This window comes from Streptomyces sp. O3 (genome assembly GCF_054788135.1).
Genome location: NZ_JBTVYK010000031.1, coordinates 1 through 23,487, shown reverse-complemented (window position 1 = coordinate 23,487; position 23,487 = coordinate 1). Strand labels below are relative to the sequence as shown.

Here is a 23,487-nt window from a genome sequence, read left to right as displayed (position 1 = left end):
CTAGGGCCGGTGCGGAGGAGCCATGGCCTTGTCCGGCGGGGCGGGCCTACACGCTGTGCAGGGCCCGCTCCAGCACGGTCGCGCCCTCCTCGGCCTCCGCGACGGTGAGCGACAGCGGGGGCGCGATCCGCAGGACGCTGGTGTGGTGGCCGCCGCCCTTGCCGATCAGGACGCCGCCTTCGCGGGCCGCCTCCAGCACCGCTGAGGCCAGTTCGGGTGCGGGCTCGTCGGTTCCGGGACGGACCAGCTCGACGCCGATCATCAGGCCGCGGCCGCGTACTTCGCGTACGCGGTCCGTGCCCGCGCCGATCGCCCGCATCCGCTCCAGGAGCAGCCCGCCGACCCGGCGCGCGTTGCCGGGCAGATCGTGCTCGATGAGGTATCCGAGGTTGGCGAGGCCCGCGGCCATGGTGACCGGGGAGCCGCCGAAGGTCGAGATGGAGTTGGCGTCCAGGCAGTTCATCACCTCGGCGCGGGCGACGACTCCGCCGATGGACATGCCGTTGCCGATGCCCTTGGCGAAGGTGAGGATGTCCGGCGGGCCGCTCGCCGCGTGTGCCTGCCAGCCCCAGAAGTGGTCGCCGGTGCGGCCCCAGCCGGTCTGCACCTCGTCCGAGATCCACAGGATTCCGTGCCGGTCGAGCACCTCGCGGAACGCCGCGTACAGCCCGTCGGGCGGCGAGGTGAAGCCGCCGACGCCCTGGACGGGTTCGGCGATCAGGGCCGCGGGGAGCCGTCCGTGGCCCAGCAGGTCCTCCAGGTCGGCGACGCAGGCCGCGATGAAGTCGGCGTCGGACAGGGCGGCGTACGGGCCGCGGGTGCGCACGCCGCCCTGTACGTACAGGGTCTGCAGCGGGGAGAGGCCGGTCGGTGACCAGGAGCGGTTGCCGGTGACGCCGACCGTGCTGAAGGAGCGGCCGTGGTAGCTGTTGCGCATCGCCAGGACGGCGTTCGACCGGCGGTACTCGGTCGCGAGCAGCAGGGCGGCGTCGTTGGCCTCGGTGCCCGATGTGGTGAAGAAGACGCGCGCGTCGGGGATGCCGGACAGGGCGGCGATCCGCTCGGCGAGCTCGACCATGGGGCGGTTCAGGTAGAGCGTGGAGGAGTGGATGATCCGGCCCGCCTGTTCGGCGACGGCCTTGGTGACCTCGGGCAGCGCGTGCGCGGTCATGGTGGTGAGGATGCCGCCGAAGAAGTCGAGGTACCTGGTGCCGTCGGCCGCCCAGACGTGGCGGCCTTCGCCGTGGGTGAGTTCGACGGGGTTCTCGTAGTAGAGCGCCAGCCAGTCCGGCAGGACGGCCCGGTGCCGGGCGTACAGGTCGGTCACGGCCGCACCAGCCCTTCGTAGGCGTCGGGTCGGCGGTCGCGGTAGAACGCCCACTGGTTGCGCACTTCGTCGATGAGGGCGAAGTCCAGGTCCCTGACGACGAGTTCCTCGGTCTTGTCGCTCGCCGTCTCGCCGACGAACTGCCCGCGCGGGTCCACGAAGTAGCTGGTGCCGTAGAAGTCGTTGTCGCCGTACTCCTCCTGGCCGACGCGGTTGATCGCGGCGATGTAGTACTCGTTGGCGACGGCCGCCGCGGGCTGCTCCAGCTGCCAGAGGTAGGCCGAGAGGCCGCGCGAGGTCGCCGAGGGGTTGTAGACCAGCTGGGCGCCGTTCAGGCCGAGTTGCCGCCAGCCCTCGGGGAAGTGCCGGTCGTAGCAGATGTAGACGCCGACCCTGCCGACGGCGGTGTCGAAGACGGGCCAGCCGAGGTTGCCCGGTTTGAAGTAGTACTTCTCCCAGAAGCCCTTGACCTGCGGGATGTGGTGCTTGCGGTACTTGCCGAGATAGGAGCCGTCGGCGTCGATCACGGCCGCGGTGTTGTAGTAGAGGCCGGACTGCTCGACCTCGAAGACCGGGACCACGATGACCATGCCGGTCTCGCGGGCCAGGTCCCGCATCCGGCGGACGGTGGGGCCGTCCGGGACCGGCTCGGCCCAGCGGTAGTGCTCCGCCTCCTGCACCTGGCAGAAGTACGGGGCGTTGAACACCTCCTGGAAGCCGATGACCTTCGCCCCCTGCCGGGCGGCCTCCCTGGCGTGTTCCTCGTGCTTGGCGATCATTGACTCGGTGTCGCCGGTCCAGGTCGCCTGAACCAGTGCGGCGCGTACGACGTCAGCCATGAGCTGCTCCTTCGACGGGACGTCAGAGAGCCTCTACGCCCGTAGAGTCAAGGCGTTGAGGGACGAACGTAAGCCCCGGCACAGCGCTGGGCAAGACCATCGTCGTGAACCGGCTGAGTCGATCATGTTTCGCACCCGAGCGGGTGAGAAGCGGGCGCGCGGCGGGCGCGGTCAGGACAGCGGGTGGCGCACTCGGTCAGCCGGGGTTGCCCGCGTGCGTCAGCGTCTCCCAGGCCACGAAGAGGTCGTCCGTACCGGCGGGCCGCGTCCGTCGCGCCAGGCGCCGGGTCTGCGGTACGGGCAGGCCGAGCCGGTCGCACAGGTGGTTGAGTACGACCTCCAGATCGGGCCCCAGGGTCAGTTCCGGCTGCCCGCCGCAGAGGTCGGGCGGCATCGGCTCGCCCAGCTGGTGCCGGGCGTGCCACTCGACGGCGGCGCGCAGCCTTTCGCTCACCTCGCCGTAGAGGTCGACGCCCTGGTGGTGGGCGGTCTCGGCGATGTGCGCGGCAGCGGCGAGCGCGTAGCCGACGTGCTCGAAGTTGCGGCAGCTCTCCTGGCCGAGCCCGTCGACGAAGGTCCGCTGCCCGAACCAGTACTCCCTGATCTCCTCGGGGTCGCGGACGGTCCCGCCGGGCGGCGGCAGCGGCAGCGGCCCGTCGGAGCTGAGGTAGAAGTACGCGGGCACCCGCTGGCGGAAGCGGTCGAGTGCCTGGTCGAAGGCCTCGCGGTCGTCCAGGAACACCGCGATGGCGAGCGAGGCGTCCGCGAACGCCAGGTCCCAGTTGCCGTTGTAGTCCGCCACGTCGTCGGCGAACTCGCCGAGGTAGGCGTGTTCGAGCATCGCGCCGAAGCGCTGTACGCGTGCGGGGTCCCAGCCGTCGTAGGTGTGCCGCACCAGCTCGGCGGCGCGCGCCCAGGTCGAGCCCGACCAGGCGGCCTGGAGTCCCGCGTTGCCCTCGGTGTGGTCCGTGAGCACCGCGGACCAGGCGTCCATGATGCGCACCGCCTTGCGGGCGTGCGCCGGGTCGCCGGTGATGTACCAGAGCAGCCCCTGGGTGTACGCGGCGATCGCGTCCTCGCGTTCGGCCGTACAGGCGACGGGCTTGGTGTACGGCGGGCAGGCCACGACCTTGTGCGGGCGCGCCCGGTAGCCGGGGTCCGCGTACCGGCTGCGCCGCATGGCCTGGTACGCCGACGCCCAGGGCTCGGCCCCGGCGCGCACCCGCTCGCGCACGGCGTCCAGCTGGGCGCGGCTGTTGAGCACTCCGGGGTGCCGGAAGTCCGGCGGGCCGGGAGGCGGCGGCGCGAGCGCGGTCAGCAGCGGCGCGCAGAGCGCGACGGCGAGCGCGAGGCGGAGCACGGCGTGTGGTCGGGCCATGTCCGCAGCGTGGACCCTGCCGCACGGCACCGCACGCCGAGACGCGGGGGCGTGCGCGCCCCGCACGCAACCTCGCCGGCTGCCCATTTGGCGGATCATCCGACTTTCGCTGTCCTGTCCCGCTAGCCTGCCCTCCACGAACGGCACGGCCAAGGGGCGGTATGACAGACCTTCACACGGAACCACGGACCACACGGATACCGCTGGCACAGCGGACCCGGCGGACGCACCGGCGGCCGAGGCCCTGGGGCCTGGTCGCCGCGGCGCTCAGCGTCGCTCTGCTCGGGGCGTGCTCGGACGGAAGCACCGACGACAAGGGCGCCGGGACAGCGGCCACGGCGAAGCCGACGCCGACCGTCACCCTGGCCGAGCTGGACTCCCAGAAGGGCGCCACGCTCCGGGCGGCCCAGGACACCGCCGAGGCCGCCGGGTACACGACCTCCGCCCACAACGCCAGCGAGGGTGCGGGCACACCGTCGGGTACCTGGAAGGTGTGCTTCGAGACCGTCCGCGACGGCGCCGTCGACTTCGGAGCCGTCCAGGAGGGCGCGCTCTGCCCTGCCAAGGACGGCGGCCCGCTCACCTGGCCCGACATCCCTGACGTCACCGGCCACACCTACGCCCGCGCCGTCGCGACGCTGACCGAGGCGGGTGTGGACGAGGAGGCCGTCCGCATCGGCTCGGCGTACGAGGACCTGTCCGTGTCCCCCGCCGACGTGGCGGACAGCCCGACCGACTACACGGTCTGCTTCCAGTCACCCGAGCCCGGGGCCGACGTCAAACCCGACACCAAGGCCGCGCTGGACCTGGTCGAGGGCGGCTCCTGCCCGTCGGAGAAAGGCACGTACAAGGACAAGACGAACGACCCCGCCTACACTCCCCCGCCACCGTCCAAGCCCGCGGACAGCACCTCCGGCGGCACCACGAGCGGCGGCACCGCCACGAGCGGAGGAAGCGGCACCGGCGGGAGCGGCACCAGCGGGAGCGGCACCAGCGGCGGCGATGCGAGCAGCGGTGGATCCGGCGGCACCGGCGGATGGAACGGGCAGTGCGAGCTGACCTCTCCGGCGGGCAACTGCTACCGGGCCGGACAGTTCTGCGCGAACAAGCACGTCGGCATGCGGACCCACGACGCCAACGGGCGGATCATCTACTGCAAGGAGCGCGCCAGCGGCCAGCGCTGGAACTACTCCTGACGCGGGCCGCGCACTGGCGGCCCTTTCCGGACAGGACCTAGTTCTCACGCAGCAGGCGGCGGGCCAGGGACCTGCCCTCGGTCACCGCCGCCTCGTGGCTCTCGATCGGCTTCGCCCGCGAGTTCTGGAACAGGATGTACGTCACCTCGGCCGCCGTGCCGCCGCGCACCGGGTCCGGGTCGATGCCCAGCGCGTCGGCGGCGGCGTAGGACGCCTCCCCCACGAGGTCTTCGGGCCCGGTGTCGCCGACCACGGCGTACAGGACCTGGTCCTCGTGGATGACGGCGGCCACCGCGCCGCCCTCGATCCCGGACTCCCTGTGGTCCCAGATCCGGCTCGCCCCCGGCACCACCACATACGGCAGCCGCGCCGCGTCCAGCTGCCGTCCGTCCGACTGCTGGAAGGCGGTGGTCGGCTGGTAGAGCGGGTCGGTCCGCGCGTCGCAGGCCCGACTGGGCCGACCGTCGCAGTCGACGTCCAGGTCGGCCGTGAAGAACACCGCGCCGTTCAGCGCGCAGACCGGGATCTCGGCGGGCGCCTGGGAGTCGGCGCGGTACAGGCCGTACGAGATCTGCGCGCAGCTCCGCGTCTTGGCCAGCAGCGCCGCCGCCGTGGAGCCGTCCGCCGTACCGGACGGCACCGCGTTGTAGAGGAGGACGGAGGACAGGGCAGCGGCGGCGGCCGGGACCAGTGCGCGCATGAGGCACCTCGGGGCAGGACGATCACGAGCTCGGGAACACCACCCTCGCCGAACCTCCGCCAGGCCGCACCTTCTCCGCGGCGGCGGCCACTACCATGCGCGCCCATGAATGAAGACCTGCGCAACATCATCCTCGGGGTGATCGCCGCCGGGGTGACCACCTCGCTCGGCTGGTTCACCCGTACGTATCTGTGGAGGCGCAAGCTCCGCCGCAAGCAGGCCTTCCTCGGGCTGCCGCACCACTCCGAGTCGCTCCTCGTGGTCAGCCGGGATCCGGGCGGCCCGGAGAACTCGGTCGCCCGCAACGACGTGTTCTCGCTCCTCGAACTCGCCGCACTGATCAAGGACTGCGGTGCGCACGCCCAGATCATCACGCACGACACGGCCCAGCAGGGGTTCGGCGAGCGCACCGAGTTCTGTGTGGGCGGGCCCGCCGCCAACCGCCGGATGACCGCGCATCTGCACTCGCTGCTGCCCGGCATACGGGTCAACGTCGACCCGGAGCCGGGGCCGGACCGCGGCGCCTTCCAGGTCGGCGGCGAGCGCTACCGCATGGAGGCGGGCCGCACCGAGTACGTGCTGCTGGCCCGGCTGACCGCGGGGCAGGCGCACGGCACGCGACCGGTGTTCCTGTTCTGCGGCCAGCGGTCCATCTGCAACCAGGCGGCGACCCGCTATCTCGCACGGCATCACGCGCGGCTGGCCCGCAAGTACGGCGGCAACTCCTTCGTCCTGCTCCTCAAGGTCGTCAACTCCCAGGCGTACGGCCCCGATGTGGCCGAGCTGGTCGCGGACGTCACCCGCGCCGCGCAGACCCCGATACCCGCCGCCGCGACGCCGCGCGCCTCACACCGGGCCGGGGGCTGACCGGGTCAGCCCTCGCCCTCCACCTCCACCTCCACCCGCAACGGGAGCGCCTTCACTCCGTTGATGAAGTTGGAGACCAGGCGGCGCGGCCGCCCCGCGGGGGCCAGGGCGGGCAGCAGCCGGAGCGCCTCCTCGTACAGCACCCGCAGCTGGAGCCGGGCGAAGTGCGCCCCGAGGCAGACATGGGGGCCGTCGCCGAAGGAGACATGCGGGTTCGGGGTCCTGGCCAGGTCCAGGCGGTGGGGGTCGCGGAAGACGCGTTCGTCGTGGTTGGCCGACGCGTGCAGCACCACGACCTTGTCGCCCGCCCTGATCCGCTGTCCCGCCAGCTCGGTGTCGCGGGCGGCGGTGCGCCGGAACGTGAGGACGGGCGGGTGCCAGCGCAGGAGTTCGTCCACGGCGTCGGCCATGGCCACCCGGCCGTCGCGCAGCCCGCGCTGTTCGGCCGGGTGCTCGGCCAGCGCCAGCAGGCCGCCGGGCGCGGCGCCGCGTACGGTGTCGTTGCCCGCGACGGTGAGCAGGAAGAAGAACATCTCCAGCTCCTCGGGGGCCAGCCGGGTGTCGTCGGCGGTCGCGTGCGCGAGCGCGGTCATGACGTCGTCGCTCGGGTGACGCCGCTTGTAGGCCGCGAGGTCGCGCGCGTAGGCGAACATCTCGCCGAGCAGCTCGGGCGAGCGCGGGTTCCGGGGGCGTCCGTCCGCGCCGCGGACCACGGCGTCGGCCTCGTCCGGGTCCTGGTAGCCGATCACCCGCTCCGTCCACCGCAGCAGCAGCGCGCGGTCGCTCTTCGGCACGCCCAGCAGATCGGCGAGGTTGAGCAGCGCGTAGTCGTCGGTGACCGTGGCGACCAGGTCGACGACGGGGCCCCGCGCGCGGGCCGCGCCGAGCAGCTCGCCCGCACGCGCGCGTGCCCGGTCCTCGAAGCGGTCGATCCGCCCCGGTGTGAAGGCGCGGCTGACCAGGCGGCGCAGTCGGCCGTGGCAGGGTGGGTCCTGGTTGAGCATGGTGCGGCGGATGAAGGGCAGGTCGGCCGCGGCCGGGTCGCGGATCTGGGTGGCGCCGATGTACGACGAGAACGCGCCGGGGTCCCTGAGGACGCGTACGACGTCCTCGTGCCGGGCGACGGCCCAGAAGCCGGGGCCCGCGGGCCAGCCCAGCACCTCGTACTCCTCCTGCCAGGACACCGGGTGCCGCTCGCGCAGCTCCCGGTAGGCCTGGTGCGGGATTCCGGCGGCGTAGATCCGCGGGTCGAAGATGTCCGGTACGTCGCTCATACGGTCAGGCCACCACGCCGCCTTCTTCGTCCGCGCGCAGGAAGTCCTCCACGGTACGGATCAGTTCGAGCGGGGTCTCGTCCATCGCGTAGTGTCCCGCGCTCGGGATGTCCGCCAGTTCGCCGTGGACGAACCAGCGCAGCCAGGTCTGCCGCATCAGCTCCGCGCTGAGCGCCGGGTCCAGCGCCCCGGTCACGGCGAGCGCCGGAACCCGGCAGCCTTCCAGCTCGGGGTGGAAGTCGTCGCCCGCCCAGGAGTCCAGCCAGGCGCGGAAGGCCTTGGGGTCGCTGGTGTCGAGCGACTGGCGCGTCATGCGGTCGAGCCAGGCGGCGGGACGGTTGCCGCCCGTGGTGGAGTCGAGGATGGCGCGGCGGTACTCGGGCCGGTCGGCCGCCGCGGTGAAGACCTCCCACTGCTCGGGCGGCAGCTCAAGCCCGGAGGCCGGGACGGGCGAGACGCCGACCAGTCGCCGCACCCGGTGGGGTGCGGCCGCCACGACCCGCTGGGCGACCGCGCCGCCCATGGAGTGCCCGATGACCGAGAACCGGTCCCAGCCCAGGTGGTCGGCGAGCGCGAGCAGGTCGGCGGCGCCCTCGCCGGTGGTGTGGTCGCCCACGGCGTCCCTGGCCTGGCCGTATCCGCGCAGGTCGACGACGGCGTACGTGAACGACTCCAGGTCGAGGTCCGGCAGCACGGCGGCGTAGGCGCCGCGGTCGGCGAGCCAGCCGTGTACGGCGAAGACCCGGTGGGGTCCGTCGCCGAGCAGGGTGTGGGGAAGCGTGAAGGGTGCCACGGTTTCTCCGTCCCGAGAGAGGTGTGGGCTCACCACGGTGACGCCAACTCCCCCGCCCGACAAGGGCGCGAAGCGCTCAGCGAGCGCACGCGACGGGGCACGCCGGGAGTATTTTCCTATTTCACGCAACCTGGGAGGCTTCTTCGCCCTCTATCCCGTGTGGACAGAGTTCGTCACGGGAGGTCTCCAGTTGAGCCGCATACGCCGCCACACCACGCCCCGCCGCCGGGGCCGTACCGTCGCTGTCGCGGGCACCGCGCTCCTGGCGTTCGCGCTCACCGCCTGCGGCGGCGGTTCCGGCTCGGGCAAGGCCGGGGATGCCGGATCGGCGGCGAGCAAAGCGAACAATGAGGGCGAAAAGGGCGCGCGAATATCGGTGAACCTGACGGGCGACCAGGCGAAGGCCGGTGAGCCGGTGAAGGTGTCGCTCGCCGACGGCAAGCTCGCGGACGTCACGGTCGCGGACCCGGACGGCGGGAAGCTGACGGGCCGGATATCCGCCGACGGAACGTCCTGGGCCTCGGAGCGCGTCACGTCCCCCGGCACCCGGTACACGGTGACCGCGCGGGACGACCAGAGTCGCACCGCCAAGGCATCGTTCACGACAGCGAAGGCCGGGCAGGTCAACAAGCTGACACTGGCACCCGGCAAGGCCACCACCGTCGGCGTCGCCCAGCCGCTGTCGATCGTCTTCGACAACCCGGTGACGGACAAGGCCGCCGTGGAGAGGCAGCTGAAGGTCACCACATCGAACGACACCGAGGGTTCCTGGGGCTGGATCGAGGACTACTCCGGCAAGGACCGCGTCGACTGGCGGCCCAAGGAGTACTGGAAGCCCGGCACCGAGGTGAAGCTCAACGCCGACCTGAACGGCGTGAACTCGGGCGACGGCGGCGGCTTCTTCGTCCGCGACTACGCCACCCACTTCACGATCGGGAAGGACCAGCGCGCCAGGGTCAACCTGGACGCCAAGGAGCTCACCCTGATCAGGGACGGCCAGGAGGTCAAGACCGTCCCCATGTCGGCGGGCACCCCCGGCGGCGAGAAGGCGTCCTGGGGCGGCACCAGCGTCCTGATGGCCAAGGAGGGCACGATCAGGATGAACTCCGAGACGGTCGGACTCGGCGACGCGTACGACAAGATGGTCGACTACTCGATGCGGCTGACCTGGTCCGGGATGTACGCGCACGCCGCGCCCTGGAACGCCGCCTACTTCGGCAACGCCAACCGCAGCTCGGGCTGCGTCGGCATGAGCGACGCGGACGCCGCGTGGGTGTACGACCAGGTGCAGGTCGGCGACCCGTTCACGGTCGAGGGCAGCGGGGACAAGGGCGCTCCGGCGCCGGGCAACGGCTACGGCGCGTGGAACCTCAGCTACGACCAGTGGCAGGCGAAGAGCGCCCTGGCCTGAGCCCGCCAGCGAATCCCCTTTTCGTTACCTGTACGTAACTTACCGGCGGGTTACCTCCAGTAAGGGGTGCCGGTTACCGTCGGGTCACTTTCACCTCATGAGTGAGGAGTGACCCGTGGCACACCCGCGCAAGGCTCTGCGTACCACCACGATCGGCACCGTCTCGGCGGCCCTGGCCGCCGGGACGGCCCTCAGCCTCGCCCCCACCGCGCTCGCTGCCCCGGCCGCTCGACCCGCAGCCCAGTACACCGACGCGGCGGACGTGCGCTTCGTCGACATCACCGGCGACGGCGGCACCGTGCTCAAGGCCAACGTCTTCACTCCGGCGGGCGCGGCGGCGGGCGACAGACATCCGGTGATCGTCCTGCCCACCAGCTGGGCTATGCCGCAGATCGAATACCTCGCCCAGGCGAAGAAGCTGGCCGGCTCCGGCTATGTGGTGGTCAGCTACAACTCCCGCGGCTTCTGGCAGTCCGGCGGCGAGATCGAGGTCGCGGGCCCGCCCGACATCGCCGACGCCTCCAAAGTGATCGACTGGGCGCTGGCGAACACCCCGGCCGACCCCGACAAGGTCGGCATGGCGGGCGTGTCGTACGGGGCGGGCATCGGTCTGCTGGCCGCCGCGCACGACAAGCGGATCAAGGCCGTGGTCGCGATGAGCGGCTGGGCCGATCTGGTCGACTCGATCTACAGCGGGCGCACCCAGCACGTCCAGGCCGCGGGCCTGCTCACCGGCGCCGGGTATCTGACCGGCCGCCCGAGCGCCGAACTCCAGCAGATCATGAAGGACTTCCTCGGCTCTGACTTGGCCAGGGAACAGCACATGATCGACTGGGGCGAGAAGCGCTCCCCCGCGGCCTACGTCGACGCGATCAACCGCAACGGCACCGCGGTGATGCTGGGCAACGCCTGGGGCGACACCATCTTCCCGCCCAATCAGTACGCGTCGTTCTACGAGAAGCTCACCGGACCCAAGCGCCTGGAGTTCCGCCCCGGCGACCACGCCACCGCCGAGGCGACCGGGCTGCTCGGGCTGCCCAACGACGTATGGACCAACTCCCAGCGCTGGTTCGACCACTACCTCAAGGGCGCGGACAACGGGATCGACCGCGAGCAGCCGGTCCAGCTCACGTCGCGCTCGCGAGGCGGCTACGAGGGCTACCCGGACTGGAAGTCGGTCGGCGCCGACCGGAAGAAGTTCGCGCTGGGCTCGACCCAGAAGGTCTGGGCGAACGTCGACTCGGGCGCGAACGGCGGGGTGACGCTCCTGTCCAACACCCTGGACCAGTTCCTCAAGCTGCCCCCGATGGCGTACGTACCGCTGCTGCCGCGCGGCTTCGCCGCCGTCTGGAAGTCCGAGCGGTACCCGACCGCCCAGCGGGTGCGCGGAACGGCCAAGCTGCACACCACGGTCACCAGCACCAAGGAGAGCGGCACCCTCGTCGCATACCTCTACGACGTGGGTCCGCTCGGCCTCGGCAAGCTGGTCAGCAACGCGCCGTACACCTTCCACGGCCAGACGCCGGGCCAGCCGTTCGGTGTGGACCTGGACTTGTTCTCCACGGCCTACGACGTCCCGGCGGGGCACCGTCTGGCACTGGTGATCGACACGGTCGACCCGCTCTACATCGAGCACAACCCGACCGGCGCGCAGCTGACCTTCTCCTCGCCCGCGACCGACCCGTCGTATGTGTCGGTGCCGCTGCGCGAGAAGTGATCACCGGCTGCTGCCGGGCCGACCTGGCCCCCTGTTGAGCTACTGCGCGCCCGGCAGCAGCGTCCCGTACCCATATGGGACTTAACAGGCGACACGCACTAATTGACCATTAACCGTATTTCTCAGCCTTCGGAGGCCTCCGCGTAGACCTGGGAGAGCTCCGGCGCGCCGCCCACCGCCCAGTCGAGACCGGCCTCCACGACCTGGATCTCGCGCCCCGAGGCGAGCCTGACCACGGGGTGGCCGCCGGGCCAGACATGCCAGGCGGCTCCGGGGACCGTGCGCACCACGACCGTGCCGAGGTAGAGCCCCGCGTCGTTGCCGATCCAGGGCAGCAGCTCCGGATCGTCGCGCCAGCGCGGCGGCAGCTGGTCCAGCGCCTCCAACGAGGCGGGGCTGTCGTCGAGTTCCAGGCCCGCGTCCGCGGCCTGGGAGCGCAGCAGCTCGCATTCGGACAGCAGCTCGGCGACCGCGTCGGGGTCCGCCATGAACGCCCCCGCGAGCCCCTCGTCCCCCTCGGCCCGGTCCGCGGTCTGCCGGTTGCGCCACTTATCCAGGAACGGGATATGCATAGGTGACCTCACAGGGTGGCGTGTGCGGGCGGGCGGCAGGCGGCGGATAGCCCTGAATTGTCCCATCTTTCCTCGTTCCTGTGCTGTTATCGCTCTAACTTGCCCGGAGGACACCGGAAGGAGTGGGCGTGCGGCGAGGTCATAGGGGCGTCTGGGGTGGAGCGGCGGCGCTGGCGCTGCTGGCGGGGGCCGCGCCGCCCACCGCGGCCGGTACGGGGAGCGGAGCCGGTACGGGGAGCGCGGCCGGGCCGTGGGCGCTGCCCCTTGAGCTGCTGTTCGACAACCGGGCAGTGAGCGACGACGCCCGGCCCGGCGCGGCCGACTTCGACGGCTCGGGCGCGTCCCTGTCCGCGCGGGACCTGAGCGCGGCGGGCTGGACGCCCGGACGCTGGCTGTCCGTCGACGCGACCCGGCTACGCCTGCCGGACTGGGATCCGGGCGAACCCGACAACGTACGGTCCGACGGCCAGCTGGTGCGCGTCGGCGGGCGCGGCACCGCGTTGTCCTTCCTGGTCGCCGGGACCGGCGGCACGGCCAGCGGAACGGGAACCGTGCGCTACCGCGACGGGTCGGTCAGCCGCTACCGGCTCACGGCGCCCGACTGGCGCACGGGCCCGCTGGCCGCCAAGGCGGTGGCCCTGCCGCACATCAACACCCCAGGCGGCCAACGCGCCGAACAGGCACGGCTGTATGTGGTGTCCGTGCCGCTGGCCGCGGGGCGTCAGGTCGCCTCGGTCGCGTTGCCCGAGGATCCGGCCGGGGCCGACCTCCATGTGTTCGCGCTCGCCGTGCGGGCGGCCGCGCGGGGCTGGACCGGGACCTGGTCGGCGTCCACCTCCGGATACGCGGCGGTCGGGCCGTGGACCGACCGGACGCTGCGCCTGGTCGTGCGTACGTCGGTGGGCGGCCCGCGGGTGCGGATCCGGCTGGCCAACACCTTCGCGGGTTCCCCGGTCCGTGTCGCGCGCGCCACGGTCGCGGTGCGGGCGGCGGGGGCGGCCGCGCGGCGGCGGCCCGTGCCGCTCTCCTTCGGGGGCGGCCCCGGCGCGGACATCCCGGCCGGGGCCCAGGTGGTCAGCGATCCGCTGGGCTTCGACGTGCCCGCGGACAGCGACCTGCTGGTCAGCTTCCATCTGCCGGGCGCCGTGGCGGCGGCGCCCGTGCACCACCGGGCGCTGCGGCGCTCGTATCTCAGCGAGCCCGGCGACCACACGGCGGACGGCTCGCCGGACGCGTACACCTCGACGCTCTCCGTCTGGCCGTTTCTCACGGGGGTCGATGTGGGCGGCGGGCCGGGTTCGGTGGTGACGCTGGGCGACTCGATCACGGACGGGGTGGGGTCGACGCCGGACGCCGCCCGACGCTGGCCGGGCGTGCTGGCGCGGCGGCTGCTCGCCCAGGACGAGGTTCCGCGCTACGGGGTCGTCAACCACGGAATCTCCGCGAACCGGGTGGCCGCCGACGTCTATCCAGGTGACGGGGTGTCCCGGCGCACCGGCGGGGTGAGCGCCGTGCACCGGCTGGAGCGCGATGTGCTGGCGCAGCCGTCGGCACGTACCGTCATCGTGTTCGAGGGCGTCAACGACCTGCGGTGGGGCGCATCGGCGGAGCGGGTGATCGCCGGGCTGCGGGAGATCGCCGACCGGGCGCACGCGCGGGGGCTGCGGGTGGTGGCGGCGACGATCGTGCCCTGCGCGGGCGAGCCGCGCTGCACGGCGGCGGTGGACGCGGAGCGCGCGGCGGTGAACGCGTATCTGCGCGGCGCCGACGTCTTCGACGCCGTGCTCGACTTCGACGCGGTGCTGCGGGACCCGGCGCGGCCCGCCCGCATGCTGCCCGCGTACGACAGCGGCGACCATCTGCACCCCGGCGACGCGGGTCTCGCGGCGCTGGCGGATTCGGTGGATCTGCGCCTGCTGCGGGCCGACTGACCCGGCGGGGCCGCCGGAGCGTCGGGGCCGATCAGCTGTCTCGTGCCCCAGGACAGCTGTCCCGGATCAGATGTCCAGGTCCACCACCACGGGGGCGTGGTCCGACGCGCCCTTGCCCTTGCGCTCCTCGCGGTCCACATAGGCGTCCCGCACCGCCTTGGTGAAGGGCGCGTTGCCGTAGACCAGGTCGATGCGCATGCCGCGGTTCTTGGGGAAGCCGAGGTTGCGGTAGTCCCAGAAAGTGAACGGGACGTCGTACTTGAGGGCGCGCGGCATCACCTCGGACAGGCCCTCAGCGCGCAGGGCGTCGAGGGCGGCGCGCTCGGCCGGGGTGACGTGGGTGGAGTCGTCGAAGAGGCTGATGTCCCAGACGTCGGAGTCCGTGGGCGCCACATTGAAGTCGCCGAGCAGCGCGAAGGGCCGGGGGTCCGCCGCCTGGGCGGTGACGGCCGCCCGCAGGGCGTCCAGCCACTGGAGCTTGTAGGCGTAGTGGGGGTGCTCCGGCTCGCGGCCGTTCGGCACATAGACCGACCAGACCCGGACGCCGCCGCAGACGGCCGAGACGGCGCGGGGCTCCACCTCGCCGTCGTAGCCGGGGTCGCCCGGCAGGCCCTTCGCGACGTCCTCCAGACCGACCTTGGAGACCAGCGCCACGCCGTTCCACCGGCCGGTGGCGTTGACCGCCGACTCATAACCGAGCTCGCGCAGCTCGTCGGCCGGGAACTGCTCGGCGGCGCACTTGGTCTCCTGGACGCACAGCACGTCCGTGCCGGTGTTCTCCAGCCAGGCCAGCAGGCGGGGCAGTCGGGCGGTGATCGAGTTCACGTTCCAGGTGGCGATGCGCATGTCTCACAACCTACCGGGCGGGTCTGACAACCGGGCGGCCGTGGCTACACACGGGTGGCGTCCCCGGACGCCAGCCGGGTGTGGTCGGCGCCGCCGAGGTTGCCGATGTGGGTGTCGTAGATGGGACGGGCGAGGTCGGTCAGCAGCGCGTCGTGGATGTCGATGGCGCGCTGCGGCTTGACCTCACGGACGTACTCGATGACCTCGGCGACCTTGTTCCAGGGCGCCATCACCGGGACGAGGAGGGTGTCGACCGGGTGGTCGGGGACGGTGAGGGCGTCGCCGGGGTGGAACACCGAACCGTCGACCAGGAAGCCGACGTTGGTGATCCGCGGCAGGTCGGGGTGGATCACCGCGTGCAGTTCGCCGTGCACCTGGACGTCGAACCCGGCGGCTGTGAACGTATCGCCGTGGCCGACCGTGTGGACCCGGCCGGGGAACGCCGCCGAGAGCTGCTCGGCGACGGCGCGCAGCGTCCAGATCTCGGCGGCCGGGTTGGCGTCGAGAGCCGCCCGCAGGCGGTCCTCGGCGAAGTGGTCCGGGTGCTCGTGGGTGACCAGGACCGCGTCGGCGCCGACCGCGGCGTCCGGTTCGCTGAAGGCGCCGGGGTCGACGACCAGGGTGCGGCCGTCTTTGCGCAGACGCACGCAGGCGTGCGACTTCTTCGTGAGTTCCAGTGCCATGGCGGTTCCCTGCGCCTCTCCGTCTGCGTGTCCCTCGTGGGCCGTCGCGGCCCTGTCCGTGCCCATCCTGCTACTCCTGGAGCGTGGTCTCCTGGCGGATGACCTCCTGGGCGACGCGGAACGCCGCCTCGGCGGCCGGTGCGCCGCAGTGGACGGCGGTCTGCAGCAGCACTTCCCTGATCTCGTCGGGGGTGAGTCCGCCCCGCAGGGCGGCGCGGCTGTGCGCGGCGAGGTCGTCCAGGTGGCCGCCGGCGGCCAGCGCGGTGAGGGCGACGCAGCTTCGGGTGCGCCGGTCGAGTCCCGGCCTGGCCCAGACCTCGCCCCAGGCGTAGCGGGTGAGGAACTGGTCGAACTCCGCGCCGAAGCCGTCCGCCGCCGCCAGCGCGCCGTCCACGTACGCGTCGCCCAGCACCTCGCGGCGTACCTTCAGCCCGGTCGCGTACGGGTCGGGGCGCACCGCCGGTTCGGGCTCGGCCGCGGGGGCGAGCTCCGCGACCGGGCCGCGCGCTCCGGGCAGCGCGCCCGTGCCCGCGGCCCTGACGGCGGGGGCGGGCCCGGCGGGCGGCGTCACGGGCGGCGGCTGGCCGTCGGACCAGGCGGTGGAGAAGTGGCGTACCAGCAGCTCGGTGACGGCGGCGGGCTGTTCGACGGGCGCGAGGTGGGAAGCGCCCGGCACCACGGCGAGCCGGGCGTCCGGGATCCCGGCGACCAGCGTACGGGCCTGGGCGGGGCCGGTGATCTGGTCGTCCGAGCCGACCAGGACCAGGGTGGGGACGGCGATCCGGCCGAGCTCCGAGCGGACGTCGAAGACGGCGAGCGCCTCACAGGCGGAGATATAGCAGCCGGGGTCGGTGGTGCGCACCATCTGCACGGCCCACTCGGTGATCGCGGGCTGGTTGGCCGCGAACCCGGCGGTGAACCAGCGCTCCGGCGCGGTGCGGGCCATCGGGTCGAGGCCATGGGTGCGCACGACGACGCCGCGCTGGCGGAACTCGTCGGCCGTGCCGAACCGGGGCGAGGTTGCGATCAGCGCCAGCGAGGCCACCCGGTGCGGGTGACGCAGCGCGAGGTCGACGCCGATCGCGCCGCCGAGCGCGCAGCCCGCGAAGCCGAACCGGTCGACGCCCAGGGCGTCGAGGGTGGCCAGCACCCGGTCGGCGAGTCCGGCGACGGAGTCCGTGGGGTGGGCGGGAGCGCCGCCGTGGCCCGGCAGGTCGAAGCGGAACACGCGCCAGGTGCGCGAGAGCTCCGGTATCTGCCGGTCCCACATGTGCCAGGTGGTACCCAGTGAGGGACCCAGGATCAGGACCGGGGCGTCTTCTGGCCCGTCAAAGCGGTATTGCAGGGTGTTCGTCGACGTCTCACTCACCCGCCCGACCCTCTCATCTGTCACCCGCGGAGCTACTGGCAGGGCCAGAAAGTCCGGGGGATGCGCCGCAGGACGCCGGAGCGCCAAGGGCTCATTCCGGGCGGGTCCCGAGCAGCTCGGCCAGGAAGGCGACGATCTCGTTCCGGGCCTGCGCGGTGGGGTGACCGTCCTGGTCGACGAGGTGCGCCGTGACGCTGTGGGCGCAGCCGACGACGTCACGGAAGAAGGACGCCGCCGCCAGAGCAGGCCGCCGCCCGCGAGCAGTACGGCGGGCCGGGACCAGCAGCCAGGGCTGACCAGTACGCCGCCGAGTCCGGCGAGCGCGCCGCTGGCCAGCAGCAGCGGCCCCGCGCAGCAGGCGTTCATCACCCGTACGAGGCCGACTCCCGCCAGGGGGCCGCGCGGGCCGCCGCTCCGGCGAGCGCCGGGGTCGCCGCCGGGCCGGTTCCCGAAGTGGCGCCTGGGCGGTCGGGGCGGTCGGCCGGGCAGGTCATCGCGCTCACTCCGCGCCGGGGACGCGGGGGCAGCAGTCCAGGGCCGTCGCGTTGTCGGCGGCCAGCGCGCGGGCCAGGGCGACCAGATCGACCACACGTGGGTCGCCGACCGAGTAGCGCAGTCTCCGGCCGTCTCGGCGCGCGGTCACATAGCCGCAGTCGACCAGGCAGGACAGGTGTACCGACACCCGCGGCTGGGAGATCCCCGCGTACGCGACGCACTCGGCGGACGTCCGCTCGCCGCCGATGATGAACCGCAGCAGGCTCAGCCGGGTCGGGTCCGCGAGGGCCCGGAAGAACCGCGCCGTGGTGTCCAGGTGGAGGCACGGCACATCGGACGCCGCCGCGCCGAGCGTGCCGGCGGTGGCGGTGGCGGTGGGTGCAGTGGTGGACACTGCGGCGGGTTTCATGCGGCCTCTCTCCGGTTCATCCCGTGAGCTCTCCGATCGAACTATTCGCCTATCCGCATAGTATGCTGGGGTTCCGTTATTCGGCAATGCGCATGGCGAGGAGCGGTGCAGTGGCCGATGAGCCATCCGAGACGCGCTACGAGACGCGCTACGACCTGGCGGTCATCGGCTCCGGGAGCGCCGCGTTCGCCGCCGCGATCGGTGCCCGCCGTCAGGGCAGAAGCGTGGTGACAGTCGAACGCGGCACCGTCGGCGGGACGTGTGTGAACACCGGGTGTGTGCCCTCCAAGGCGCTGCTGGCCGCCGCACAGGCCCGGCACACCGCGCTGTCCGGCCGCTTCCCCGGCATCGCCGCCACCGCTCCTGCCGTGGACTTTCCCGCCCTGATCGACGGCAAGCGGCGGCTGGTGACGGAACTCAGAGACCACAAGTACGTCGACCTGGCCGCCGAGTACGGCTGGCGGATCGTGCCCGGCACCGCCGCCTTCACCGAGGGCCCGGCCCTGCGGGTGAAGTTGACCGACGGCGGCACCCGGCGGATCGAGGCCGAGCACTACCTCATCGCCACCGGGTCCGCCCCCTGGTCGCCGCCCGTCGACGGCCTCGCCCAGGCCGGTCACCTGACGTCGGCCACCGCCATGGAACTCGACGAACCGCCCGAGACGCTCATCGTCGTCGGCGGCAACGCCATCGGCCTTGAGCAGGCCCAGCTCTTCGCCCGGCTGGGCACACGCGTGACCGTGGTCGAGGCCTTGGAGCGGCTCGCCCCCTTCGAGGAACCGGAGGTCTCCGCGGCCATCGAGGCGGCCTTCGCCGACGAGGGCATCGCCGTGCACACGGCCGCCGCGGCCACTCGGGTCCGGCGCGATCCGTCCGGGTACACACTCACCGCCGCCCGCGCCGACGGGCAGCGCGTCGACGTACGCGGGCGGCAGCTGCTGGTGGCCACGGGACGTCGCCCGGTCACCGCCGGACTGAACCTGGACGCCGTCGGGGTCGGGACCGGCGGGCGCGGCGAGGTAGTCGTCGACGCGTATCTGCGCACCGCCAACGAGCGGATCTGGGCGGCGGGAGACGTCACCGGCCACCCGCAGTTCGTGTACGTCGCGGGCGCGCACGGCGCCCTAGTCGCCGACAACGCCTTCGGCGGCGCGCGGCGCACCCTCGACTACCGCCAGCTGCCTCGGGTGACCTTCACCTCCCCCGCGATCGCCTCCGTCGGCCTGACCGACGCCCAGGCCGGACAGGCGGGGATCGCCCGCGAGTGCCGGGTGCTGCCGCTGGAGTACGTGCCCAGGGCGCTGGCCGACCGGCAGCACCGGGGCCTGGTCAAGCTGGTCGCCGAGCGCGGCACCGGCCGCCTGCTCGGCGCGCACGCCGTCGCCGACGGCGCGGGGGACCTGATCGCCACCGCGGTACTCGCGCTCGACGCACAGCTGACGGTCCAGCAGCTGGCCGCCGCCTGGTCTCCCTACCTGACCATGGCCGAGGCGCTGAAGCTGACCGCCCAGGCCTTCGACCGCGACGTCACCGAACTCTCCTGCTGCGCCTCGTGAGAGACCTGGGTCAGGCCAGTCCCGACAGTGCGCCCACCGGGTCCCGGTCCGGGGTGCCGCGCGGCCACCAGTCCTCGCGGCCGGGTTCCGACTCGTAGGCGTACCAGCGGGCGTCGCGGCCGAAGCGGAGCTGAAGGTGGCCGCGTGGGTGGGTGAGGCGGTTGCGGGCGGGGCGGAACGGCGGGAACTCCGCGGCCAGCAGGGCGGGCCGGGCCTGGTCGAAGGGACCGGCCGGGGGATCCCAGGGCTCTTCAAGTACGGCGAGGCCCGGCCGACCGCCCTGCCGCCAGGCGGCGACCGCGCGGGCCAGGTCTCTGGTGCCGCGGCCGGTGGCGGACGCGAGTGCCGCGTACAGGGTCCGGGTGGCCGCGGTGAGGCCCGATCCGGGGCGGGCGGCCGCCAGCCGGACGGCGTCCTGCCAGAGGGTCAGGCCCGCGACCGGGTCCTCGCCGGTGCGCAGCAGGGCGTGCGCGCGGGCGGCCGCGTCGGTGGCGAGCTGGTCCAGGGCCAACGGGTCGGGGCCACCGGGCGCGGCGGGGTAGGCCGGAGGCTGCTCGGGGTGCGCGAGGGGCGGCGGGGGCGCGGGGAGCAGCGGGAGCGGGCGCGGGGCGAGCGCGTCCCGCGCCCGGACGCCGGGTATGCGGGGGCGGTGTGCGCCCTCCTGGCCCGCGCGCGCCGCGAAGGTGGCGTTGCGGCGGGAGAGCTCGTCTAGGGCGTGTGTCGGAGGTCCCTCCGTCCGCCCGGAGTGCGGGACTTCCGACACACGCCCCAGCAGCCGGGGCTCATCGCGGCCGCGCAGCAGCAGGAGGACGAACGGGTCCTCGTCGAGCAGCCGGGCCGTCTCGTAGCAGAGCGCGGCGGCGTGCTCGCAGGGGCGGCCGGAGTCCGGGCAGGAGCAGAACGGTTCGAGGTCGCCGGGTCCAGGCAGCAGGTCGGGGCCGAGTGACGGTGGCAGGTCCTGGTCGAGCAGCGCCGCGATATGGCCGGGGGTTCGCGCGGCGGTGTCGAGCAGTCGGTCCCACGCGGTGTCGGACAGGGTCGGCAGCTCGATCCGGGCGCGGTACGGGCGGGGGCGGCTGCCGTGCACATACGCCTGGACCTGGCCGGGTGTGACGGTGATCGCGTCGACCAGGCCCTGGCGCGCGTACCGGTCGCCGCGGGCCAGCCGGGCCGCGTCCAGGGCCGAGTCCTCAAGCGCCGCGACCCAGGCGCGGCCCCACCAGCTCTGGGCGCCGTCCGCCGCCCGCCGCCCTCCGCCGCGGGCGGGGAAGGTACGCCGCGCGTCCCCGGCCGCACTCGCGGGCCGCTGTCCGGCGCCGGGGCCCTGTCGAGATATGGCGGCTGTCCCCTTGGCGCCGCCACGGCGTCGCCCGGTGGCTGGGGAGCGTCTCCCCGAGACGCTCCCTGGGCCGCGCCCTGGGTGTGCTCCGGTGTCGGTGCGGGGTGGTGGGTCCTCGCTGGCCGTGCCCTGGCGTGCGACGCGCAAGGCCTCCCGTGCCACGTCCGCGGGTCGCCGCCCGGAGGGCTCGGGCGCTCGCGCGGGCCCGTCGCCGGATGCGGTCGGACGCGCGGCCGCCTCCCGTTCTTCTGGCGCGTCGTCGCCTTCGGGGCTGTGCGACGGCTCCGCCATGCGGTCACGCAGCGCCCGCCTGGCCGCGTCCGCCGGATGGGTGTCCGTATCCCCCGTGTGTCGGTCGGCTGGCTTGAGCGGGGGGTCGGGCGCGCGCCCCGGATCGTTCGCGGCGGGTCGCCCGCGGATAGCCGCGCGGGCGCGGTCGGCGGGGCTTGGGGCCGGGGTCATGCGGGGGACCTCCGGAGCGAGATCAGGTCGGCGAGCTCGCGGTCCGTGAGCTCGGTGAGGGCCGCCTCGCCCGAGCCGAGTACGGCGTCGGCCAGGGCGCGCTTGGCGGTGAGCATCTCGGCGACGCGGTCCTCGACCGTGCCCTCGGTGATCAGGCGGTGGACCTGGACCGGCTGGGTCTGGCCGATGCGATACGCCCGGTCGGTCGCCTGTTCCTCGACCGCGGGGTTCCACCAGCGGTCGAAGTGGATGACATGGCCCGCTCGGGTGAGGTTGAGGCCGGTGCCCGCCGCCTTGAGCGAGAGGACCAGGACCGGTGTGGCCCCGCTCTGGAAGCGGTCCACCAGGTGTTCGCGCTCGGTCACCGGTGTGCCGCCGTGCAGCAGCTCGGCGGGGATCGCCCGAGCGGTGAGGTGCTCGCCGATCAGCCGGGCCATGCCGACGTACTGGGTGAAGACCAGCGCGGAGCCGTCCTCGGCGATGAGGGTGTCCAGCAGCTCGTCCAGCAGGGCGAGCTTGCCGGAGCGGCCGGTGAGACGGGCGGCGGGGCCCTCCTTCAGGTACTGCGCCGGGTGGTTGCAGACCTGCTTCAGCGCGCCGATGAGCTTGAGGACGAGACCACGGCGGGCGATCCCGTCGGCGGCCTCGATCGCGGCCATCGACTCGCGCACCACGGCCTCGTAGAGCGCGGCCTGTTCACGCGTCAGCGGCACCGGGTGATCCGTCTCTGTCTTGGGCGGCAGCTCGGGGACGATGCCCGGATCCGACTTCCTGCGGCGGAGCAGGAAGGGGCGGATCAGCCGGGCGAGCCGGTCCGCCGCCTCGGTGTCCTGGCCGTCGGCCGCGCCGCCTTCGACGGCCCGCGCGTGGCGCGCGCGGAACGACTTCAGCGGCCCGAGCAGTCCGGGTGTGGTCCAGTCCAGCAGGGCCCAGAGCTCGGAGAGGTTGTTCTCCACGGGGGTGCCGGTGAGCGCGACGCGGGCGGGTGCCTGGATGGTGCGCAGCGCCTTCGCGGTCGCCGAGTAGGCGTTCTTGACGTGCTGGGCCTCGTCGGCGACGACCAGCCCCCAGCGCTGCCCGGCGAGCCGCTGCGCCGCGCCGCGCATCGTGGCGTAGGTGGTGAGGACGAAGCCGCCGTCGAGGTCTTCCAGGGTGCGGCCGGTGCCGTGGTAGCGGCGCACCGGGACTCCGGGGGCGAACCGGGCGATCTCCCGCTGCCAGTTGCCGAGGAGGGACGCGGGGCAGACCACCAGGGTCGGCTCCGGGCGGGCGCGCCGCAGGTGCAGGGCGATCAGGGTGACGGTCTTGCCGAGGCCCATGTCGTCGGCGAGGCAGCCGCCGAGGCCGAGTGACGTCATCTGGTCGAGCCAGGCGAGCCCGCGCAGCTGGTAGTCGCGCAGCTGGGCCCGCAGGCCCGGCGGCGGGTCGGCCGGGGGCAGGCCCTGGTTGAGCCGGTCGCGCAGCGCGGCGAGCGCGCCGACCGGGACCGCTTCGACGCTCTCGCCGTCCACGTCCGCGGTGCCGGTGAGGGCGGCGGAGAGCGCGTCCACCGGGTCGAGGAGGCCGAGCTCGCGCTTGCGGGCCTTGCGGACCAGGGCTGGGTCGACCAGGACCCAGCGGTCCTTGAGCCGTACGACGGGGCGGTGCGCCTCGGCGAGCTGGTCCATCTCCGCCTCGCTGAGCGGGTCCCCGCCGAGCGCCAGCTGCCAGCGGAACTCCAGCAGCCGCCCGGTTTCAAAGAAGCTCGTGCCGTCCGTGGCGGAGCCGGGCGCGGGCCGTACGACCGCGGCGGCGGAGAGGTCCTGGGCCAGGTCGCGCGGCCAGTGCACGGCCACCCCGGACGCGCCGAGCCTGCTCGCGGCCGTGCCGAGCAGCTCGTACAGCTCCGGTTCGGACAGCGGCAGTACGGCGGGAACGTCCTGGTCCAGGAGTCGTTCCAGCGGCGGCCAGACGCGGGCGGCGCGGCGCAGGGCGAGCGCCGCGTCCACCTGGGCGCGCGGTCCGAAAACCGGGTCGCCGTCCCCCGCCCAGAGCGCGGCGGCGTCGATGACGAGGGTGGGGTCGGCCAGGCTGTGCACCTGGACGACCGCGGCGCCCGCCGCGCGGCCGTCGGCGCGGCCGTCGTCGGCGCGGTCGAAGAGCTCGGTGCCTGACAGGTCCAGGCGCAGCGAGATCCGTACGCCGGTGTCCATCCCGGCGGCGGCCTCCGCGGCCCAGGCGCGGGCGCTGGGCAGCCGCTGCGGCGCGCGGGCCGCGAAGGGGGCGCCCGCCCCGGGCGCGGCGGCGGGGGGGTGTTTTAAACAAAAACCAGCCCCCCCGACCC

Annotated in this window: 20 protein-coding genes; 6 read left to right on the top strand and 14 right to left on the bottom strand. The window is 73.3% G+C overall.

Translation table 11 applies throughout. The features are described 5' to 3' along the window. Positions 1–46: 46 nt before the first annotated feature. From ACX6XY_RS17270 to ACX6XY_RS17260, 3 genes are all read right to left on the bottom strand, one after another. Positions 47–1,327: an aspartate aminotransferase family protein gene (locus ACX6XY_RS17270; protein WP_460331434.1), complete on the bottom strand. Its 1,281-nt coding sequence runs from the start codon at positions 1,325–1,327 to the stop codon at positions 47–49. Next, positions 1,324–2,166 carry a nitrilase-related carbon-nitrogen hydrolase gene (locus ACX6XY_RS17265; protein WP_460331432.1) on the bottom strand — a complete coding sequence of 281 codons (843 nt, stop codon included), beginning with the start codon at positions 2,164–2,166 and terminating at the stop codon, positions 1,324–1,326. Before ACX6XY_RS17265 ends, ACX6XY_RS17270 begins: the two co-directional genes overlap by 4 nt. Before the next feature lie 196 nt (positions 2,167–2,362). Then, a complete protein-coding gene (locus tag ACX6XY_RS17260; protein WP_460331430.1) occupies positions 2,363–3,544 on the bottom strand; it encodes an alginate lyase family protein in 1,182 nt (393 codons plus the stop codon). 161 nt (positions 3,545–3,705) lie between these two features. Between ACX6XY_RS17260 and ACX6XY_RS17255 the strand changes: the two genes are divergently transcribed. Further along, positions 3,706–4,740, top strand: coding sequence for a PASTA domain-containing protein (locus ACX6XY_RS17255; protein WP_460331428.1), 1,035 nt, complete (start codon positions 3,706–3,708; stop codon positions 4,738–4,740). Between the two features lie 37 nt (positions 4,741–4,777). On the opposite strand, the gene ACX6XY_RS17250 is transcribed toward ACX6XY_RS17255, so the two are convergent. After that, on the bottom strand, positions 4,778–5,440 hold the full coding sequence (locus ACX6XY_RS17250; protein ID WP_460331426.1) for a glycoside hydrolase family 75 protein: 663 nt from the start codon (positions 5,438–5,440) through the stop codon (positions 4,778–4,780). Positions 5,441–5,545: 105 nt separating this feature from the next. On the opposite strand from ACX6XY_RS17250, the gene ACX6XY_RS17245 reads away from it, so the two are divergent. Further along, positions 5,546–6,307: a hypothetical protein gene (locus ACX6XY_RS17245; RefSeq protein ID WP_460331424.1), complete on the top strand. Its 762-nt coding sequence runs from the start codon at positions 5,546–5,548 to the stop codon at positions 6,305–6,307. Between the two features lie 5 nt (positions 6,308–6,312). On the opposite strand, the gene ACX6XY_RS17240 is transcribed toward ACX6XY_RS17245, so the two are convergent. Further along, positions 6,313–7,581 (bottom strand): cytochrome P450, encoded by a 1,269-nt coding sequence (locus ACX6XY_RS17240; RefSeq protein ID WP_460331422.1) that lies wholly within the window; start codon positions 7,579–7,581, stop codon positions 6,313–6,315. Positions 7,582–7,585: 4 nt separating this feature from the next. Continuing rightward, positions 7,586–8,374: an alpha/beta fold hydrolase gene (locus ACX6XY_RS17235; RefSeq protein ID WP_460331420.1), complete on the bottom strand. Its 789-nt coding sequence runs from the start codon at positions 8,372–8,374 to the stop codon at positions 7,586–7,588. 190 nt (positions 8,375–8,564) lie between these two features. Between ACX6XY_RS17235 and ACX6XY_RS17230 the strand changes: the two genes are divergently transcribed. Continuing rightward, positions 8,565–9,785 (top strand): L,D-transpeptidase, encoded by a 1,221-nt coding sequence (locus tag ACX6XY_RS17230; RefSeq protein WP_460331418.1) that lies wholly within the window; start codon positions 8,565–8,567, stop codon positions 9,783–9,785. A gap of 115 nt (positions 9,786–9,900) precedes the next feature. Further along, positions 9,901–11,502, top strand: a complete 1,602-nt coding sequence (locus tag ACX6XY_RS17225) for a CocE/NonD family hydrolase (RefSeq protein ID WP_460331415.1) — start codon at positions 9,901–9,903, stop codon at positions 11,500–11,502. A 122-nt stretch (positions 11,503–11,624) separates the two neighbouring features. Here the strand turns inward: ACX6XY_RS17225 and ACX6XY_RS17220 are convergent, their stop codons facing one another. After that, on the bottom strand, positions 11,625–12,074 hold the full coding sequence (locus ACX6XY_RS17220; RefSeq protein WP_460331413.1) for a DUF6278 family protein: 450 nt from the start codon (positions 12,072–12,074) through the stop codon (positions 11,625–11,627). Between the two features lie 128 nt (positions 12,075–12,202). Between ACX6XY_RS17220 and ACX6XY_RS17215 the strand changes: the two genes are divergently transcribed. After that, positions 12,203–14,005, top strand: coding sequence for an SGNH/GDSL hydrolase family protein (locus tag ACX6XY_RS17215; protein WP_460331411.1), 1,803 nt, complete (start codon positions 12,203–12,205; stop codon positions 14,003–14,005). Positions 14,006–14,071: 66 nt separating this feature from the next. Here ACX6XY_RS17215 and ACX6XY_RS17210 read toward each other — a convergent pair whose 3' ends face one another. The 5 genes from ACX6XY_RS17210 to ACX6XY_RS17190 all read right to left on the bottom strand — a co-directional run bounded on the left by ACX6XY_RS17210 (position 14,072) and on the right by ACX6XY_RS17190 (position 17,807). Beyond that, positions 14,072–14,851, bottom strand: a complete 780-nt coding sequence (locus ACX6XY_RS17210) for an exodeoxyribonuclease III (RefSeq protein WP_460331409.1) — start codon at positions 14,849–14,851, stop codon at positions 14,072–14,074. Positions 14,852–14,895: 44 nt separating this feature from the next. Beyond that, entirely contained in the window at positions 14,896–15,534 is a 639-nt protein-coding gene (locus ACX6XY_RS17205; protein ID WP_460331407.1) for an MBL fold metallo-hydrolase, read from the bottom strand. Between the two features lie 70 nt (positions 15,535–15,604). Continuing rightward, positions 15,605–16,903 carry a bifunctional 3-oxoadipate enol-lactonase/4-carboxymuconolactone decarboxylase PcaDC gene (pcaDC, locus tag ACX6XY_RS17200; RefSeq protein WP_460331405.1) on the bottom strand — a complete coding sequence of 433 codons (1,299 nt, stop codon included), beginning with the start codon at positions 16,901–16,903 and terminating at the stop codon, positions 15,605–15,607. A gap of 365 nt (positions 16,904–17,268) precedes the next feature. After that, a complete protein-coding gene (locus tag ACX6XY_RS17195; protein ID WP_460331403.1) occupies positions 17,269–17,397 on the bottom strand; it encodes a hypothetical protein in 129 nt (42 codons plus the stop codon). Positions 17,398–17,402: 5 nt separating this feature from the next. Beyond that, complete coding sequence (locus ACX6XY_RS17190) at positions 17,403–17,807, bottom strand: ArsR/SmtB family transcription factor (RefSeq protein ID WP_460331401.1); 405 nt, start codon at positions 17,805–17,807, stop codon at positions 17,403–17,405. 110 nt (positions 17,808–17,917) lie between these two features. Here ACX6XY_RS17190 and merA point away from each other — a divergent pair, with 110 nt between their 5' ends. Continuing rightward, positions 17,918–19,363, top strand: a complete 1,446-nt coding sequence (gene merA, locus ACX6XY_RS17185; RefSeq protein ID WP_460331399.1) for a mercury(II) reductase — start codon at positions 17,918–17,920, stop codon at positions 19,361–19,363. Between the two features lie 10 nt (positions 19,364–19,373). Here the strand turns inward: merA and ACX6XY_RS17180 are convergent, their stop codons facing one another. Continuing rightward, the gene (locus ACX6XY_RS17180) at positions 19,374–20,993 is read right to left on the bottom strand and encodes an SWIM zinc finger family protein (RefSeq protein WP_460331397.1); all 1,620 of its coding nucleotides are present in this window, start codon (positions 20,991–20,993) and stop codon (positions 19,374–19,376) included. Between the two features lie 167 nt (positions 20,994–21,160). Further along, the coding region (locus ACX6XY_RS17175; RefSeq protein WP_460331395.1) for a DEAD/DEAH box helicase at positions 21,161–23,487 on the bottom strand (2,327 nt) is incomplete at its 5' end.